This is a genomic window from Candidatus Methylomirabilota bacterium (genome assembly GCA_027293415.1).
Taxonomy (GTDB): Bacteria; Methylomirabilota; Methylomirabilia; order Methylomirabilales; family CSP1-5; genus CSP1-5.
This window is the reverse complement of the sequence record JAPUFX010000030.1, coordinates 1-17,632: the sequence shown is the minus strand read 5'-3', so window position 1 is coordinate 17,632 and position 17,632 is coordinate 1. Positions and strand designations below refer to the sequence as shown.

The 17,632-nt window shown below is 58.3% G+C and carries 17 protein-coding genes; 12 read left to right on the top strand and 5 right to left on the bottom strand.

Going from position 1 to position 17,632, the window contains the following annotated elements:
- The first annotated feature begins 392 nt into the window (after nucleotides 1-392).
- The 12 genes from O6929_02120 to O6929_02065 all read left to right on the top strand — a co-directional run bounded on the left by O6929_02120 (nucleotide 393) and on the right by O6929_02065 (nucleotide 12,081).
- Nucleotides 393-1,394: a hypothetical protein gene (locus O6929_02120; protein MCZ6479193.1), complete on the top strand. Its 1,002-nt coding sequence runs from the start codon at nucleotides 393-395 to the stop codon at nucleotides 1,392-1,394.
- Nucleotides 1,387-1,914 carry a plastocyanin/azurin family copper-binding protein gene (locus tag O6929_02115; protein MCZ6479192.1) on the top strand — a complete coding sequence of 176 codons (528 nt, stop codon included), beginning with the start codon at nucleotides 1,387-1,389 and terminating at the stop codon, nucleotides 1,912-1,914. Before O6929_02120 ends, O6929_02115 begins: the two co-directional genes overlap by 8 nt.
- 142 nt (nucleotides 1,915-2,056) lie before the next feature.
- On the top strand, nucleotides 2,057-2,479 hold the full coding sequence (locus O6929_02110) for a hypothetical protein (GenBank protein ID MCZ6479191.1): 423 nt from the start codon (nucleotides 2,057-2,059) through the stop codon (nucleotides 2,477-2,479).
- Nucleotides 2,480-2,897: 418 nt separating this feature from the next.
- The gene (locus O6929_02105) at nucleotides 2,898-4,301 is read left to right on the top strand and encodes a sodium:solute symporter (GenBank protein ID MCZ6479190.1); all 1,404 of its coding nucleotides are present in this window, start codon (nucleotides 2,898-2,900) and stop codon (nucleotides 4,299-4,301) included.
- Complete coding sequence (locus O6929_02100) at nucleotides 4,298-5,152, top strand: radical SAM protein (protein ID MCZ6479189.1); 855 nt, start codon at nucleotides 4,298-4,300, stop codon at nucleotides 5,150-5,152. Before O6929_02105 ends, O6929_02100 begins: the two co-directional genes overlap by 4 nt.
- Nucleotides 5,153-5,277: 125 nt before the next feature.
- Nucleotides 5,278-6,108, top strand: a complete 831-nt coding sequence (locus O6929_02095; protein ID MCZ6479188.1) for a metallophosphoesterase family protein — start codon at nucleotides 5,278-5,280, stop codon at nucleotides 6,106-6,108.
- Between the two features lie 70 nt (nucleotides 6,109-6,178).
- On the top strand, nucleotides 6,179-6,757 hold the full coding sequence (locus tag O6929_02090; GenBank protein MCZ6479187.1) for a glycine/sarcosine/betaine reductase selenoprotein B family protein: 579 nt from the start codon (nucleotides 6,179-6,181) through the stop codon (nucleotides 6,755-6,757).
- 18 nt (nucleotides 6,758-6,775) lie between these two features.
- Complete coding sequence (locus O6929_02085; protein MCZ6479186.1) at nucleotides 6,776-7,036, top strand: hypothetical protein; 261 nt, start codon at nucleotides 6,776-6,778, stop codon at nucleotides 7,034-7,036.
- Between the two features lie 113 nt (nucleotides 7,037-7,149).
- Nucleotides 7,150-7,821 carry a response regulator transcription factor gene (locus tag O6929_02080; GenBank protein ID MCZ6479185.1) on the top strand — a complete coding sequence of 224 codons (672 nt, stop codon included), beginning with the start codon at nucleotides 7,150-7,152 and terminating at the stop codon, nucleotides 7,819-7,821.
- Between the two features lie 2 nt (nucleotides 7,822-7,823).
- Nucleotides 7,824-9,230 carry an ATP-binding protein gene (locus tag O6929_02075; protein ID MCZ6479184.1) on the top strand — a complete coding sequence of 469 codons (1,407 nt, stop codon included), beginning with the start codon at nucleotides 7,824-7,826 and terminating at the stop codon, nucleotides 9,228-9,230.
- A 176-nt stretch (nucleotides 9,231-9,406) separates the two neighbouring features.
- Nucleotides 9,407-10,897: a DegQ family serine endoprotease gene (locus O6929_02070; GenBank protein MCZ6479183.1), complete on the top strand. Its 1,491-nt coding sequence runs from the start codon at nucleotides 9,407-9,409 to the stop codon at nucleotides 10,895-10,897.
- A gap of 491 nt (nucleotides 10,898-11,388) precedes the next feature.
- A complete protein-coding gene (locus tag O6929_02065; GenBank protein MCZ6479182.1) occupies nucleotides 11,389-12,081 on the top strand; it encodes a TIGR04283 family arsenosugar biosynthesis glycosyltransferase in 693 nt (230 codons plus the stop codon).
- 110 nt (nucleotides 12,082-12,191) lie between these two features.
- Here the strand turns inward: O6929_02065 and O6929_02060 are convergent, their stop codons facing one another.
- The 5 genes from O6929_02060 to O6929_02040 form a co-directional block, all read right to left on the bottom strand.
- Nucleotides 12,192-12,434, bottom strand: coding sequence for a hypothetical protein (locus O6929_02060; protein ID MCZ6479181.1), 243 nt, complete (start codon nucleotides 12,432-12,434; stop codon nucleotides 12,192-12,194).
- Nucleotides 12,435-12,788: 354 nt separating this feature from the next.
- Nucleotides 12,789-14,000, bottom strand: coding sequence for an L-2-hydroxyglutarate oxidase (gene lhgO / locus O6929_02055; protein ID MCZ6479180.1), 1,212 nt, complete (start codon nucleotides 13,998-14,000; stop codon nucleotides 12,789-12,791).
- A gap of 101 nt (nucleotides 14,001-14,101) precedes the next feature.
- Nucleotides 14,102-15,271 (bottom strand): DUF748 domain-containing protein, encoded by a 1,170-nt coding sequence (locus O6929_02050; protein MCZ6479179.1) that lies wholly within the window; start codon nucleotides 15,269-15,271, stop codon nucleotides 14,102-14,104.
- Between the two features lie 210 nt (nucleotides 15,272-15,481).
- Complete coding sequence (locus O6929_02045) at nucleotides 15,482-16,840, bottom strand: YihY family inner membrane protein (protein MCZ6479178.1); 1,359 nt, start codon at nucleotides 16,838-16,840, stop codon at nucleotides 15,482-15,484.
- Between the two features lie 230 nt (nucleotides 16,841-17,070).
- Complete coding sequence (locus O6929_02040; protein ID MCZ6479177.1) at nucleotides 17,071-17,475, bottom strand: hypothetical protein; 405 nt, start codon at nucleotides 17,473-17,475, stop codon at nucleotides 17,071-17,073.
- Nucleotides 17,476-17,632 lie beyond the last annotated feature (157 nt).

Below are 17,632 nucleotides of genomic sequence, written 5' to 3'. Positions count from 1 at the left end.
ACGGTGGCGGCCAAGCCCGTGGAGGACACGGCGGTCACCAGGTCCAGTTGGTGGTATTCGGAGCGGGGCTGGAGGTTTTCGGGACCATCGAGGATGTGTGTGGAGACCGATGGCGGCGAAAAGACATGCCACTCCGATCCTGAACCATCTGAAAAATGAAAAAGCGTCTCGGGAACCGCCCTGCACCTTGATCAGTTGAACAGCTGAAGTATGCCAAAGGAGGTTGGGGGTGCTCAAACTCCTTCGGGCCGGGGCGTCCAGCTGGCCGCGGCTTTCAGCTTAAGAAGGGAGGAAGCATATGCACAGTTGCCACTGACTTCACACAAGGTTCCGAACGAGAAGTGAACGATCGTTAGAACGGATAGACTCACTACTCTCAAGGAGGTATATGAATGAGATCCCTTAAAAGGCTTCGAATGAGCTTCCCGTTGTTCCTTTCATTAGTATTCATGGGCCTGACCGCCGCGCTCATACTCTCCGGGTGTGCGGGCCCGCAGGCCCATGCGGACATGAAGACGCAGGGGATGAAGGAAAAAATGAAGGAGCTACAGCAGTTGGCGCCAGCCCGCGGTTACCTTGATGCCCACAAGGGTGTCCAGAAACCGTTAAGTGTGCTGGGTGGCCCGATCACGGTGCAGATCACCCAGACCAAGGGGGGCGTCTTTGTGGCCCTTCCGGACAACCGGCGAATCGACAAAAACGTGTTTGGGACACCTGCCCTGCCTCGCGGTTATGGCGGAACGCCCGGCATCAATGGCCTACCCCCAATGCTCCGCGCCACGGAGGGGAATGGCTACACGGTGATGAAAAAGAAGTCGCCGTTCGGTGACAAGCACATCGTAATGGCCGACGGGAACTTGGTGTTGAAGGGGATTGACGCCACGGCCACGGACGCGGCCCGCAGCGACGACTCGGTGCAGATGCGAGCCAGTTGGAAGGATAAGGCCGGCAATACGTACATGGTGAAATGCTGCAAGATGCTGGCGACCCACGGCGTGGAGTTCCCGACTTTCGGCGGGGTTGTGACCAACCATATCCTGCACGGGTTCACCCGCGTCGGCACCGGATTGATGCCCACTGAGTTTACATACTTTGCCTTCTGGGGGATAGGTGAGGTGAGCAAAAACGGCAAGGTGCTCGACAAGCCGCGTCTCATTCACGGCATGCTCACGGAATACGTGCGAACGGCGGGCTACAAGCTGGCCTTTGACGATGAGGTAACACCCACCAGGGTGCATTTTCACCTCATGGTCCCCCCGATGCAGCCTTTGATGAAGGAAGGGCGATTTGTGCACAACGCGGTCAAGACCGGCTTTGCCCTACCCAATGGGATGGAACTGCCGTTCTGGCACGTCATGTTTGAAAACTTAGAGATACAGGCTGAACGTGGCTAACATCTCGCTTGGCGCACTGAAGGCGATCCGGAGACCGGCCGGGAAATTTCCCCGGACCGGTTTCCGCTTTGTCCCTCTGCTTCTGATTCTGGTGGTCACGGCCGCTGGGGTTGGGCTTCAGCAGTCCAAGGTCGTCGCGGCGGACCCGGTGGCCGTGGTCGAGCTGACCAATCAACTGACGTACACGCCGCAAAAAGTCACGGTAAACGTCGGGGACACGGTCGAGTGGAAAAACCGCTCTCTACTCGTTCATACGGTAACCGCGGACCCTGTAGTTGCGACTAAGCACGAGAGTGTCATCCTGCCCAAGGGGGCGGAGCCGTTTGACTCCGGCAACATAGACCCCGAGAGTAATTTTCGGCACACCTTCAAGGTCCCGGGTACGTATCGGTACTTCTGTATCCCCCACGAGGGGGCAGCGATGGTGGGTGAGGTCGTGGTGAAACCAGCGGCTACTTCCCGGCGTACTTCCTTCGTATCCGGCCTAATTGCGACAGCATCCATTTGGGCATGGCGCTAACGAACCAAGCGTACCTCTTTACTGGGTCAAGACGCGTCTCTTTCGAGGGCGCCAGATGCTTCGGAAACTGTTAAGGGATTACGGAAACTGAGATGAAACCTTTTGACTGGCTCCGGCATCTAACCAAAAGAGGGAGCAAACCATGAAATTGTGGTACAGCATCTTCATCTGGACCTTTATCATTCTGTACGGGTCCTTGAGCCTGGCGATTCCCACTCCCCTTCACGCAGAGTCCCAAAGGACTCTGGTCAACCTGCGAGGAGATCAGGTCCTCGTCCCAGTCAATGTCCCGCCAAAGAAAGACTACGTCTTTCAACGGCTGATCAGCGTGAACGACCGGTTAATCGTTTTTCTCTACAGCAATCCCAGATTCCGACGCCCGGTGGATTACGCGGAGACCTACAATCTCACGGGTGAGCTTTTGGAGGTCGCTTGGTACCAGCCTACAAAAGGCCTCAAGAGAGCCCGGGACATCAATCTGGGCAATCCCAAGGCCAGGGGACCAGCCCGGATTCTGAAAATCGTCCAGGAATTTCCTTTACCCGGCCGGCGGCTAGCCAGATGACCGATTCTCGGCGGGGAATAAAGACGGTCCAATCCGTGTTACACTATTCAATGAAGCCGAACCCGCGGATTCGTCCGGTGAGCGAGCAGGCTATTTCTGAGGATTGATAATATGTTCGAAGTAATTCTCGGGATCGCATTGGTGTTGGGTCTCGTCTTGCTCCAGTCCAAGTATGGCTGAGGTCCTCAAGCCTCCTCTGGACAGGGGAGTTGTAGATTGCCTCACTCGGATCAGGAGTCCCGCCCTGCCAAGAAGCCGACAGACTCAAATCGTTGACCATTCTTCTCAAGGCACTCCTCAACGATCGGAGAACTCTCCCGCTATCCTCTGCACCTCACGTTCGCCTCACGTTGTCTTAGTCTCCATAAGGTGCTATAAATACACTCGAAAAATGCTATAGGCTTGCACTGAGGGTGATATGACGCTGCTCTGGGTGGCCCTTGTCGGCTACGGGATATTGATGTTTCTCGTCTCGCCCCGAGCCACCGACTCCAAAGCGTTCTACTGGGGATACGACGCCCAAGGGCGAGAGACCGGTTTCTGGTTGCTCACGTGCAGCACCTTTATCACCTGGATATTCGCCAAGTCGGTCACCAACGCCGCAAACCTGGGAGCGACGTACGGCATCGTGGGCGGACTCGCCTACGCCACGTATTACCTCTCCATCCCGGTAGCAGGGATTGTCATCGTCTCGATCCGCAAACGGCACGGTGTCCGGAGCCTCTCCGAGTTTCTCGTCAGCCGTTACGGTCGGACCGCCGCGACGGCCTTCCTCCTGGTTATCACCATTCGGCTCTTCAACGAGGTGTGGAGCAACACGGCGGTGGTCGGCTCCTACTTCGGGCAGAAAGGATCCTTTCCGTATTACGCCGCCGCCTTTGTCTTTACCGCCCTGACCCTCATCTACAGTCTGAAAGGGGGGCTCAGGAGCTCGATCGTTACAGACATGCTGCAACTCGGGCTGGCCGGATTCTTTCTCTTCTTCCTCCTGTTCCACCTCTTCCCCCGAGTCGGACCGGTAGAGCTCCTCCAGGCGGGCGAGTTTTCTTTTCGCGGAGGCCTCGACATCCTCCTGGTGGCTTTCCTCCAGATCTGGAGTTACCCCTTTCACGATCCGGTCCTCACTGACCGGGCTTTCATTGCGGACCGTCAAGCGACGGTTCCCGCCTTCTGGGCGGCGGGGATTGGTGGAATTCTCTTCATCATCCTCTCCAGTATGATCGGCATTTACGCCTTTAAGCAGGGACTGGCCTTTACCGACGATGCACCCCGGGTCGTGGCGGCGTCCTTCGGCCTGGGTATTCTCTTTGCGATGAACGTCATCATGCTCTGCTCGGCCGGCTCCACCCTCGACTCCACGCTCAGCTCTATTTCTAAGGAAGCCGGAGTTGACCTGGCCGCCATCGGGTTCGAGCGCTGGAGGGACCGTGTGGGGATTGGAAAGGTGGCCATGGTGGTCATCGCACTCCTGGGGAACCTTCCTCTCTTTGCCGGGGCTTCCATCCTCCAGGCCACCACCATCAGCGGAACCATGGTGATGGGGCTGGCGCCCATCTTCATTCTCCACTTCCTCCCGTCTGTCCCGCGCGCGTCCTTCCATTTCGCATTCTGGCCCGGACTGGGACTTGGCATCCTGTACACCCTGGGGTGGGTCCCATCTGCCCTGGCGATCGGCAACGGCCGGTATGCTATGCTGCTGGGCGTGAACTTCTACGGACTCCTCCTCTGCACGGGTCTTTTTCTCGTCCCCTGGGCCTATGAACGCGTGGCCTATGCGAAATTCGCTCGCCGCCTGGCCGCCGTGATGGAGAACCGACGTTGACCATCCCGACCGCACCGCTTTTGGAACTAAGCACGCTTTGGATCCAAGTGACCGGGACATGGTGTAACCTAACCTGCACCCATTGTCTCAACAGCAGCGGTCCCCACAATCCCTGGCTCAAAAGCTTGGACACAGATATGGTGATCCGGTCCATCAAGGAGGGGGCCGAACTCGGCATCAAAGAGATCTACTACACTGGAGGAGAGCCTTTCCTTCACAAAGATATACTCCTTCTCACCGCCCACGCCCTCGAGGTGGCACCGACCACGATACTGACCAACGGAACCCTGATTACCGACCAGGTTGCGGACCATCTGGCGGAGTTGGCCCAAAACTCTCCCTACTCCCTCGAGATCCGGATCAGCATCGACGATGTGGATCCGGAAAAGAATGACCGAATTCGAGGACAAGGGGCATTTTCGAAAGCCATCCGGGCGCTGCAGGTGCTTCACAGTCGCGGACTTCTCCCTATCGTCACTGCCACGGAGATTTTGAGGGATGAGCTGCCAGAAGGGAGCGGGATGTACGAGCAATTTCGGGACCTCATCCTCTCGCTCGGCATCACCAAGCCTCGAATGAAGATCATGCCCGTTTTTTCCATTGGGCGGATGGAAGGAGAGGGGGGGCCGCTGCTCACGCCGGAAATGCTTGACGGGTTCGACTATTCCCTCCTCCAGTGTTCGGAGACCCGCGTGGTGGCTGAAGGGGGGGTGTACGCCTGTCCCATCCTGGCCGGGCTGCCGCAGGCACGCCTTTCCGAGAAGAGCCTCAAGGAGGCATTCAAACCCTGCGACCTCTACCACACGGCGTGCGTGACCTGCTACGAGACAGGGATGACTTGCAAGAATTGAGATGGTTCAGGGTTCAGAGAGAAGATGAAGCATAAACAAGAGCTTTCACTATTGGACGGGGAACCTCTGCTAGGAAACTTGAATTTATAAACCATGAACTCTGAACTATGAACCATGCATGAACGATGAAACCCATGGACTCTCAACTCTCAACTCTGAACTCTGAACCAAAGGAGTACAGGCGGATTGCCGTCTGTGGGGGGATCTACAACAACTATCTCGCCCTCGAGGCCGCGCTGGAAGATATTCGGCGGCGAGAGGTCGAGGCCGTTTTTTGCCTCGGAGATATGGGGGCCTTTGGTCCACACCCGGATCGGATCTTCCCCCTGCTGGATGAGGGGAAGGTCCTGGCCATCCAGGGTAATTACGACCAGTCCCTCGCGATCGGCCTGGATAATTGTCATTGCGGCTACACTGACCCACGGGACAACTACTTCGCCCAACTGAGCTACGAGTACACCTTCCGAAAGACCTCGCACGAAAACAAGGCGTGGCTTGGCAAGCTCCCAACACATCGGCGTGTGAAACTCGGGCAGTATCGCGTTCTCATGTGTCACGGCTCTCCCCGGCGGATCAACGAGTTCCTGTGGGAGAGCACCTCGCCCAACTGCCTCCTGGAAAAGTTCTGTCGGGACTTCGAGACCGACATCCTGCTTTGCACCCACACCGGGATCAAATGGCATCGGGCGCTGAACGGGTGCGGCCATATTATCAACGTGGGAACCATTGGCCGACCCGAGAACGACGGTCAAGTGCATGTCTGGTACACCCTGCTTACCGCTGGGGATGACCTCCAAGTAGAGTTCATCCCGGTCCACTACGACCACAAAACGCTGGCGCAGGAAATGGAGCAAGAGGATCTGCCACTGGAGTTCATCGAGACCATCCGGACCGGCTGGTGGACCACATGCCTCGAAATCCTCCCGGCCAAGGAGCGAGCTCGCGGCAAATATTGAGAGACCGTTGACCGTTCACCGACGACCGACGACAGCTTGGAAGAGAACAACAGCAGAAAGAGGAAGGGGCTTGGCGGTCAACGGTCGTCGGACGTCGGTCATATCCAGTGGTGATGCCGAGATGAAGAGCACCCGTTGGGTAAGTAAATTCACGAACAGTGTACTCGTTCAGGTCTTCAAACATTTTCCGTGGTTGGCCGAGCGCTGGGCAAGACACCACCAGTTTATCGAAGGCAAGGGCATCCCCTGGACCCCCCTCGGCAAGCCTCTTCGAGAGTGCCGCATTGCAATGGTCACCACCGCCGGGGTTCACCTGAAGTCCCAGCCCCCCTTCAATATGGAGGATCCGGACGGGGACGCAAGCTTTCGGGCCTTCCCTACGGATGCGGACAGAACGGATCTCACGATCACCCACAAGTACTACGATCATTCCGCGGCAGATAGCGACATCAACGTCGTCCTCCCCATCGACCGGCTCCAGGAACTCAGGGATGAAGGAGTGATCGGAAACATCACGTCCACCCTCTATAGCTTCATGGGCCACATCGACGGACCCCACCTCAAGACTCTTATGGAAGAGACAGCCCCCCAAGTGGCCGAACTCCTGGTCCGGGACGGGGCCGAGGCCGTTTTTCTCACGCCCACCTGAGGCCTCTGCAACCAGGCCGTGGGCCTGATCCAGCGGACGATCGAGGCCAGGGGAATTCCCACCATTGGCATCACGCTCCAAAAGGAGATCACAAAGCGGGTCAAGCCCCCCCGGGCCTTCTCCCTTCGTTACCCCTTTGGCCATCCTCTCGGGGAGGCCTTTCAGGTCAAGCAGCAGCGGACGATCCTGCTCGACGCACTCAAGGGTCTGGAAACCATCAAGGACCCAGGGACTATTCTGGAACCAGGCTATGTCTGGCGACGGCACCGCTTTGACTGAAGTGGTGGCGGGATTGACTTATGCACCTACTGGCCTAGTATTAAGATGGTACCGAAACCTGATTGTCCTCACCTCTCACAGTTCATCTGCGATGTTTGTTAGGAGTTTAGCCGATGCGACTCCTCGTCGTGGAAGACGAGAAAAAGGTTGCCCGCTTCGTCAAGAAAGGGCTGGAAGAGGAGGGCTACGCGGTTGACGTCGCCCCCGATGGGGAAGAGGGCTTAGGGATGGCCCTGGATGGGGTCCATGACCTGATCATCCTTGACATCCACCTTCCCAGAATGGACGGGCTCGGCGTGCTGCAAGAGCTGCGAAAGAAAAAAGTGACCACACCAGTCCTCCTCCTCACGGTGAGGGCAACTATCGAGGATAAGGTCTTAGGCCTGGATGCGGGTGCTGACGACTACCTCACCAAGCCCTTCGCATTCCAGGAGCTCCTTGCCAGGGTCCGGGCTTTGCTCCGACGACGAGCTGACGCAGAGGCGCCAGTCCTCCAGGTTGGCGATCTGACGCTCGACCCGGCCCGGCGTCTTGCCTCGCGTGGCGGTGAGAAGATCGACCTGACCCCGAAAGAGTTCGCCCTTCTGGCCTACTTCATGCGCAACTCTGGGCGGGTGTTGACCAGGACCATGATTTCCGAGCATGTTTGGGACTATGACTTCGACACGATGACCAACGTCATCGATGTCTACGTGAACTACCTCAGGAAGAAGATCGAAGCTGGCCGGGAGCCGAAGTTAATCCACACGGTGCGGGGAGCCGGCTACGTGCTGAAAGCGGAGTGACCATGCGCATCCGGTCCATCAGGGCACGCCTCACCCTCTGGTACACGAGCCTGCTGACCGTGACCTTTCTCCTCTTGGGAAGCACGGCCTATGGACTCTTGGTGTATAACCTTTCCCGTGACTCGGATGCCGCCCTCAGAGGGGTTGCCCAAATCCTGGCCCAACAGGCCCCTCGACCATCCAGCACGTTCTTTCGCCCGGACATCGATGCTGTCTTCCGCCGCTTCTTCGGTTTCTCCCCGTTCGATCGATACTTTGAGATGCGTGATCCCTTTGGACGCCTGGATCCCCGATGGCCTCGCCCCAGCGCCGGGAAGCTACCGCTCAGCCCAACGGCTCTGAAGAACGCCTCAGAGGAACGTCCGACGTTCGAGACAATCCAGGACATGGGGCAATATCCGGTCCGGGTGCTGACATTTCCCGTCGTCAGGGCCGGCCGTGTCGTAAACCTCATCCAGGTGGGCATGTCACTGGAGAGTATGTACATGACGCGTCATCGCTTTCTCTTGATCATGGCAGCGATGCTTCCCCTCGGTCTTTTGTTCGCAGGTGGAGGCGGATGGATTTTGGCCCATCGGGCACTCAAGCCGGTGGACCGCATGACGGATGCCGCCCGTCGAATCAGCGCGGAACATCTCGCCGAGCGCATCGAAGAGACCGGTACCCAAGACGAACTGGACCGGCTGGCGAAAACCCTCAACGAAATGCTCGGGCGTTTAGATGCCGCCTTTAGCCAGATCCGTCAATTTAGTGCCGACGCCTCCCACGAACTTCAAACCCCTCTTACCATCCTGAAAGGTGAGCTGGAGGTCGCCCTTCGCTCGCCGAGGAGCCCAGACGAATATCAGCGCATCCTCAAGAGTGCCCTCGAAGAGATCGACAGGATCGCCCATCTGGTTGAGGGCCTTTTACTTCTTGCTCGCGCCGATGCCGGGGTGCTTCGAATGGACCGCCAACCGGTAGACTTAGCCCAGCTCGTGGAAGAGGTCTATGGACAGACCAAGGTCCTGGCCGACACCCATGCCCTCACCCTCGACCTAGGGCTGGTCGAGCCCATTTCAATCCAGGGGGATTACGAGCGCCTCAGGCGGCTTCTTCTGAACCTGGTGGACAACGGGATCACGTACACGCCAACCGGCGGCCACGTCACACTTTCCGTGCAACGGGATGGAGGATGGGTATCTCTCCAGGTCTCAGATACCGGGATTGGCCTCTCCGGTGAAGACCAGGAGCGGATCTTTCAACGATTCTACCGAGCTGTCGAGGCCCGCTCGCACGGTGAAAGCGGCGCCGGTCTCGGACTCTGCATCGCCCAATCAATCGCCGAGGCCCATGGCGGAAAGATCGAGGTCGAAAGCACCACCGGGCAAGGAAGCACCTTTACGGTCCTGCTTCCCCTCAATTCCTGAGCAAGCCACCCATCGGCCCCCCTTTTCGATTCCCTTCCATGAGCAATTTCTAATCCTTGGTTAATCTTTCTCTAATGATCCCGCTCTATATTCATCTGTGTTGAAACCAAAGGGGCGTTCCGTCATCGGGGCGGATGGCTCGGCAAATCCTTGACAGAAACAGAGGAGGATCACAGATGGTGTACAGGGTACGGGAGTACTTGAACCACAAGCGCTTTGGGCCAACGACGTTGGCGGCTGTCGCCTTGTCCTTTCTCCTGGTCGGCCTTGGGATGGCGGCCGACCTCCATGGAAAAGGCCCTTCAGAGCTTGAGGATCACGACACCAGAGCCAAGACATTGGCGGCGCCGGCCAAACCCAGCTCCTTTGCCGACCTGGTGAATAAACTGGGACCGACCGTCGTCAATATTAAGGTAACCAAGGTTGAGAAAGTTGCAGCCTTTCAATGGCCCCAGAGTCCAGAAGGGCCCTTCGGAGAGTTCTTTAAACGATTTTTCAAGGAGATGCCACACCCCCCCGAGCACTTTCGTCCCCAGGGGGCAGGATCGGGAGTCATCATCAGCCGTGACGGCTACATCGTGACGAACAACCATGTGGTGGAAGGCGCCAAGGAGGTGACCGTTACCCTGTCCGACAAGCAGGAGCACACAGCGCGAATCGTGGGACGAGATCCCAAAACAGACCTGGCGGTGCTGAAGATCGACGCCACAGAGCCTCTCCCCGTCGCGGCCATGGGTGACTCCGATCACCTGAACGTCGGTGACTGGGTCGTTGCCATCGGGAACCCGTTTGGCTTGAGCAACACCGTGACCGCCGGGATCGTGAGTGCCAAGGGACGCATCATCGGTGCCGGCCCTTACGATGATTTCATTCAGACCGATGCTTCCATCAACCCAGGTAACTCCGGCGGCCCTCTGTTCAACGTGAGGGGTGAGGTGGTCGGTATCAACACTGCGATCAATCCCATGGGGCAAGGGATCGGATTTGCCATCCCGATCAACATGGTCAAGCCCCTCATTCCGCAGTTGGTGGCGACCGGTGAGGTGACCCGCGGCTACCTCGGGGTCAGCATCCAGTCGATCACCCCTGACTTGGCGAAGGCGCTCAAGCTAGAGAACAGGAAGGGGGCCCTTGTGGGAGATGTCGTATCGGCGAGCCCTGCCAAAAAGGCAGGGATCCGGCGCGGTGACGTGATCATCGCCTTCAACAACAAGACGGTCAAAGGCGTCCGCGACCTGCCAGCCATGGTTGCCGAAACTCCGGTGGGCCAGGAGGTCACCGTCACCATTCTCCGGGATGGCATAAAACACCAGCTTCCCATCACCGTCGGAAAGCTCCCCTCCGAGTCGGCCAATAGTGAGGAGTCCAGCAAAGCCGCAAAGGGAAAGTGGGGACTTCTGCTCCAGGATGTAACCCCTCAGATGGCGAAGGAGCTTGGCCTGAACGCTGATCACGGCGTTGTAGTCGCCGGCGTCCAGCCAGGGAGCCCTGCGGATCTGGCAGGCATCCATACGGGTGACATCATCCTCCAGGTGAACCGCCAACCGGCGAACTCGGTTAAAGACGTCACGGATGTCATCGCCAAAGCCGACGACGAGGAAGCGCTCTTGCTCCTGGTGAAGCGGGACCGAGGAAGTTTCTTCGTCGCTCTGGAGAAGAAAGCATGAGACCGACAAGAACAATAAAGTCAAGCAGTCAGAACGTTAATCAAAAGCTTGTCATCTTAAACCGGGCAAAGCGCGGCGACCCTCGGGCGAGGAAGAAGCTACGGGAGATGGGTCTGCTGTATTGGGAGCATAACGGGAGAGCAATCGTGAGACGACTTTGGGCAAGGAGTACCGAAGGCATAAGCCCGATATGGTTGACATTCTCCCGATACGCGCGCTACCCGGGATAGCTGTGCATTTCCTTCTCGAACGGGACGAGGGTGCCACGGCATCCTCGTCCCGTACCCACGCTCCAGTTTGCCCTCCGACCCATTGTCCCACCGGATACCTCACCAAGGATGGTACAGGTATCCTTGCTTCTCCGGCCCTCGAATCTACTGAAACAGGACCTCGGGCTCTCCCTTGATAAACCGTTTCAGATGAGGTAACGTCCTGTCATCGTTCTCCGGTTCACGTGGACTTGCCAGGACAGGCGAATCCGTCGTGCACAGATGCTGAGTGTGATCATCCCCGTCGTCAACGAGGCACCTAACCTCGAGCGGCTCTTGCCGGACCTGCCCGACAAGTGTCCCGGGGCAGAGGTCATCGTGGTGGATGGGGGATCAACAGATGAGACTCTGCAGGTGGTGGGACGGTTTCCCTTTGCCCGGCCTGTCATGAGCCCGAGGGGAAGGGCCAGGCAGATGAATGCCGGGGTCCACGAGGCCCAGGGAGAAGTCCTCCTCTTCCTCCATGCCGATGCGGTCTTACCCCATGGGGCCTCAGAGGCCATCCGCGGGGCACTGGCCGATCCCGACACCGTCGGTGGACGATTCGACATCAACCTGGAGAGTTCCAGGCTCGCCATGCAGGTCATCGCATTTTTTATGAACCTCCGTTCCCGCCTGACCCGGATCGCGACCGGCGATCATGCCATCTTTGTGAGGCAGAAAATCTTTGCAGAGATGGGTGGCTACCCTAACATTCCGCTGATGGAGGATGTAGAGTTCACGAAACGCCTTAAGCGTCGGGGACGTATCGCCTGCCTTCCCCTCCGAGTGACCGCCTCGGTCCGGAAGTGGGAGCAGGAGGGACTCCTCAGGACGGTCCTTCTGATGTGGACGCTTCGGTTTCTGTACTTCTTCGGGGTGAGCCCTGCCCGACTCCATCTACTGTATTATGGCCACGCCCAATCGGCAGAATGATCCTCGAAGCAATTGGTATTTCCGAGAGAGCTAGGAGGAAACGCAGCCCTGATTCCAGAGGTTTTGTCAGCCTATCGAGTGGACACACAGAGGGGTAAATCGGGCGGGATTCAAATGTACCAGTCAGACTGATCTTGTTCCTCGCTTTCCTGCTGAGCGAACAATCTACGAAGCGAGGAGGGATCGACATTGTTCCGAAGGGCTTCGAGGAAACGAGCAATGTGGTACGGGGAGATTCCCTTCTCCTGAAGTTCCTCGAGCTCCTTATCGCTAAATTCTTTGATCGTATGCATGCTCAATTCCGGATCCTCATTTGTGATCGGGATAGCGCGTTCGCGTAACGCCCATCCCATACCTCGTGCTCAACCAACCATATGGTCTGGCAAGCCTTATGCCAGATACAAAATGCTCGGTTGGTTCCCAGGTGTCTTTCTGTGACGGAGCCCTTCAGAGCTTACAGAAAGTAGGCCCCATACCCCAGAAACCCCTTATTTCTCGCCGGTTGTGTGCATCTCACGCGGTGATCCTTTTTTGTCAGGCTCGACTATCAGAGGGATATTCCAATGCCACCCACGGCCGCATGCGCACGTCTCCGGTGGGCAAGATTTGCCGCGACACACCACCGAGTGCTTCTCGAGGAGAGACGACTATTTATATTTCTCCGTTGTTCAGCCTAAGCTCGGCTGGACGGCGAAGAAGAGTTGCAATCACGATATGAGGGTCCGCGCCGCCAGGTCGGCGATGTGCCGACCGATTGCCAGCGAAGCGGTCGCCGCGGGAGACGGGGCGTTGAGGACGTGGATCGCTTTGGGAGTTTCGACAATTCGAAAGTCGTCGACGAGGGCGCCATCCTTCTCGACCGCCTGGGCCCGGACACCGGCACCTCCTGGTTCGAGGTCGGCCGGACTGATCTCTGGGACCAAACGCTGCAGGGCTCGAACGAACGCCGACCTGCTGAGTGACCGGTAGAGCTCGTAGAGTCCCATTCGCCAGTAGCGCGCCGCCATCCGCCAAAAGCCAGGATAGGCGAGCATCCCGGCGACCTCGCCGAGCCGGATGTGCATGAACGTGTAGCCCTCGCGGGCAAACGCAAGGACGGCATTCGGCCCGGCCTCGACCCCTCCGTGGATCGTCCGGGTAAAGTGGACGCCGAGGAAAGGGAAGGCAGGGTCGGGAGCTGGGTAAATGAGTCCCCGAACTAGATGTCTCCGGTCTGGCACTAAGTTGTAGTATTCCCCCCGGAATGGGATGATTCGAACGTCGGTCCGCACGCCCATCAACCGGGCGACCCGGTCGGCATACAGGCCGGCGCAGTTAATGAGGGCGCGGGCGCGGACGGTTCCCGAGGCGGTTTCAAGCACGACCCCTCCATTCGCACTGACGATCCGCCCGACGCGCGCCCCGGTGAGGATGGCCGTCTCCCGACCCCGCAGGACGCTGGCCATCGTCATCGACACCTTACCAAAGTCGACGATGCCAGTCGCAGGCAAGTAGATGGCCGCCAGCGCATTGGCGTGGGGTTCGATCTCCCGGACCCGTTCCGGCCCGATCCGCTCCAAGCCCGCCACGCCGTTTGCTACCCCACGCTTGTAAAGTTGGGCGAGGCGAGGTAGTTCTTCAGGCGAGGTCGCAACGATGACTTTGCCGCAGCGCTCGTACTGGATTCCATACATGTCGCAGAAGGTGAGCATCAGCTTCACCCCCTCGACGCAGAGGCACGCTTTGTACGAGCCCGGCGTGTAGTAGATACCGGCGTGGATCACGCCGCTGTTGTGACTGCTCTGGTGGGCAGCGAGGCGGGATTCCTTTTCCAGCACGGCAAGCTGCAGTCTCGGGACCCGCTCGGACAAAGCCAAGGCGGTTGCCAGCCCGATGATCCCGCCACCGACGATCGCGATGTCACAGGATGTCTCGCTCACGCGCTTTGCTCACCTAATGTTGGATTCATCGTTCTTCTAAAGAAAAACGCCCTCCCGAGCATGCCCGAGAAGGCGTGTCTGATTTCTGGAGAAAGACCACCCTACTTCTTTTTCGGGCCACCGAAGAGCCCCTGAACCTCCCTAAGAACTCCCTCCGCTTCCTTACCAGATTCGCCGGTCGCCTCCAGGGCTTTTTCCACGGCTTCCGCTCGCTGGATGCTTCCCACCAGGGCCGACCCGACGCGCTTGGCGAAGTATTCGTTCAGGGAAAACCGGGGATTGTCGATGTCACCTTCGATCACGAAGTCTACTTCAATCTTGTCGTCCTTATTCTTGAGGGTGCTCACCACGGCCGAGGCTGGCACACCCATAAACGTGCCGCCGCCGCGAGCAAACTCGAGATTCGAGATGACCACTCTTCCTGGCGCGTTTAGCCGCTTCTTGCTCACCCGGGAGTCGAGGTCCAAGTCCAAAGCCCCCTTTCGGAGCCGCGTCTCTGCCGCCTTGCTGAGGTAGGGTTGGAATGTTACCAGATCCACGGACCGAAGCCGGACCTTTACCGAGGAGTCCTTGCTCACCACCTCGGCCCATCCAGAGACGGTTGCGCGCCCATCCTGCTGGACGCCCTTCACCACACCCGTCAGGTCGAATTTCGTCTTCCCCTCGAGCGTCGGAGTGACCACGTTCTGAATGGAGGCCTGGATCTGCTCCATGCGGATCTTGAAGGGTGGCCGAGCGACGGTGGCGTCGAACAGCTCCACCACGCCGTCCTGTAACGTGATGCGCGAAAGAGTAACGGTCGGGGCTGACGTCGATCCGTTGCCCGATGCCTGTTGCTCCGTGTCCCGCTGTGCCAGCAGGGTAGGAACAACTTGCAGCCTCCCGTCTCGCGTCCGGAACGCCGAGACGTACGGCCTGTCGATAGTGATCGAACCCACCTGAACCCGGCCCGAGAGGAGACTCAGCAGGCTAGGAACGATGACCACCCGCTCGGCCCGCAGGGCGTCCTTCGCCGGCCACCCCGGGGTCCCCTTGATCCGGAGGCCCTGTACCTCCACCCCGGACCAGCCCACGCTCAGTTCTTTGATCTCGCTCCCCGTGCCCAAGGCCTGCACCACCTTGCCTTTAAGGACCCCAACGGCTGTCCGGAATGCGAGGGCTCCCCCCACGACAACGGCGACCAGCACCACGAGGCCGATCAGGCCCCACATCTTTGCCCTTCCGTCTACCATGGCCTCTGCCCTTTTCTGGGTAATAAACAAGTACCCCAAGTGATCCACCTATTTCCCGGTCCCCACTGGCCTTCGTCCCTATCTGATTCCGGATCCAGTTCTGCCGCCGTTCGGCTAACAGCCCCTTTTCCGGTCCCGAACAGGTTTACGACCCTTAGAGCCCGCGACTTCTGTGAACCTCTTGGGGTAGGCGGATACTACCCTTTCCGTCACTCACTTGTCAAGGAAATTCTTACGGCGAATGTAACCTCATTCCGAGGTGGGATTTGGTGGGGGCTGGCTTAAGACGAGACTCTTGAGGCTCTTACCGGCCAGGGTGGTAGCGACCGCCCGATCTACCTGTTCGGTCACATCATCGACCATATCCTTATTGCCCTCTCGATTCGGCAATTCTTCTGGTCCCCCGGCCGTCCGCAACGAATCCAGAATCTCCTTGAGGCCGATTCGCTCGAGATCACGGGCTGGGACATATCCCTGTCCGTCCGATGCCGCAACGAGCAACTGCTCCTGGGTGAGAGTATGCAACAGCTCGGTGATCAGCTGCCTGGGTGCGTTAAACCGCCGGGCCAACGCTGGAGCGGTCCAGGGTTCCATCCCATAGTAGAAATTGTGTCCGATCAGTGTCATGAAGTGTAAAACCAGCCGTTCCCGGTCCGCCACGCTGGTCATCGAGGCCTTTCGTCCTTCCTGATAGGTGTCCAAGTGCTGACTGGCAAAGGCCACCTGCGCTCCTAACAGCACAATCACCCACCCTACATAGAACCAGAGGAGTAACAGGAACAGGATGGCAAAGCTCGAGTAGATAGCGTAGTATCTGGTGGAAGAAGCCACAAACGTGGCAAATACCAATCCCGCGGTGACCCAGAGAATGGCCCCCACCAGGCCGCCGATCAGAGCCGACCCCATCTGCACGTTCGTGTTGGGCATGAAAACGTAGAGGAAGGTGAGGGCTCCCCAGAGCATAAAATACGGCACCAGCCGGAGGCTGGTCAGAATCATCGTACCAAAGGGCTCAATGTCCATGAGACCTTGCACCAGCGCGGAGCTCTGAACCGAAGCGAAGATCGCAATGGCCGAGAACACCAAAACGGGACCGACCAGGAGCACGCTCAGGTAATCGGTGAACTTCCGGGCCAGCCCTCGTGGCGTTTTCACTTCCCAGACCTGATTAAAGGCCTGCTCGATACTTCCCATCAGGGACACGACCGTAACAAATAGGGCGATCAGGCCTACCGCTCCTAGGGATCCCACGTCCACGTTATTCACAAATCCGATCAGGCGAGTGGTGATCTCGTTAGCACTTGGACCGAGGGGAGCCAGCAACTCGACCAGGAACGGCTGCAGCCGATTAGGTACGCCGAAAGCCCTGAGGAGCGAGAAGGTTACGGCGAGGAACGGGGCGATGGAAAGCAACATGGTGAACGTCAGCGCGGCTGCCTGGCGCGGTACATTATTCTCAACAAACCCGTTGGCCACGATGTACAAAAGCCTGAGCTGTGGATACAGAAACCGGCGGACCTTGCTGAGCTGCGAAGGTTCAACCTCCCACATCTCGTCCAGGATCTGGGTGTTGAGCCGATCTAGATAGCTATGGAGCCCTGTGCTCATCGTTCCCCACCCCATATGGGCATCGGCATATTTCCAGCTTCCTTCTGCGTGTAAGTCCGGGGCTATAAACCATCACCCCTGCCTATACATGGATCAGAAGTCCTGTTTGAATTCTCTTTGTAGCCATGCAGTTAGCGTGCCGATGGACGTTCGGAAAAATCCGTTTCCGTGTCAAGTGGGACGGGCTGGCCTACGGCTATCCTTCGTCGTCGGAGGGTTGTGAACGCCGATCACAACCCTTTCGCTCCTATTGCCAAAACCCGCTTGCCCTTCCCGTGGTCGCTGATCAGGCCACCATCCATGTGCTGGACGGTCAAGACGCCCCGCTGTTGGCTTTCGAGTGCCACCCCGGCAATTACTCCGCGAAGGAGTTCCCGCTTGCCCTCAAAGGGGAGGTGGCTATACACATCCCACAGGTGTTCCAGAGCCTGCACCACCCTATCCACATCGGTGGTATCGGCCTCGGCATGGGCTAACTGCCCCTGGACCTTTGTATAGGCCGTTTCCAGGGCTTGACGCTCTTTTACCGCCTGGGTCCGTTGCGTGGTGGCTTCCTCTAGGGTGTAGAGGCCCTTGGCAAAGCCGAACTGGATCCGGGCATCCCGCTGCTCCACCACAGCTAAGGCCCGGCGCATTGGGATTGGGGTTGGATCGATCCACCTTTTTCATCGCTTATGCCCCCTTTCTGCCTCGTCACCACCCGTGACTAGCCAAACAACCCCGTGAGCCGCTCCACCACGAGCGGCACCACCTTGTCTAATTCCTCGCGGGTCAAGCGTCGCGTGCCGTTCA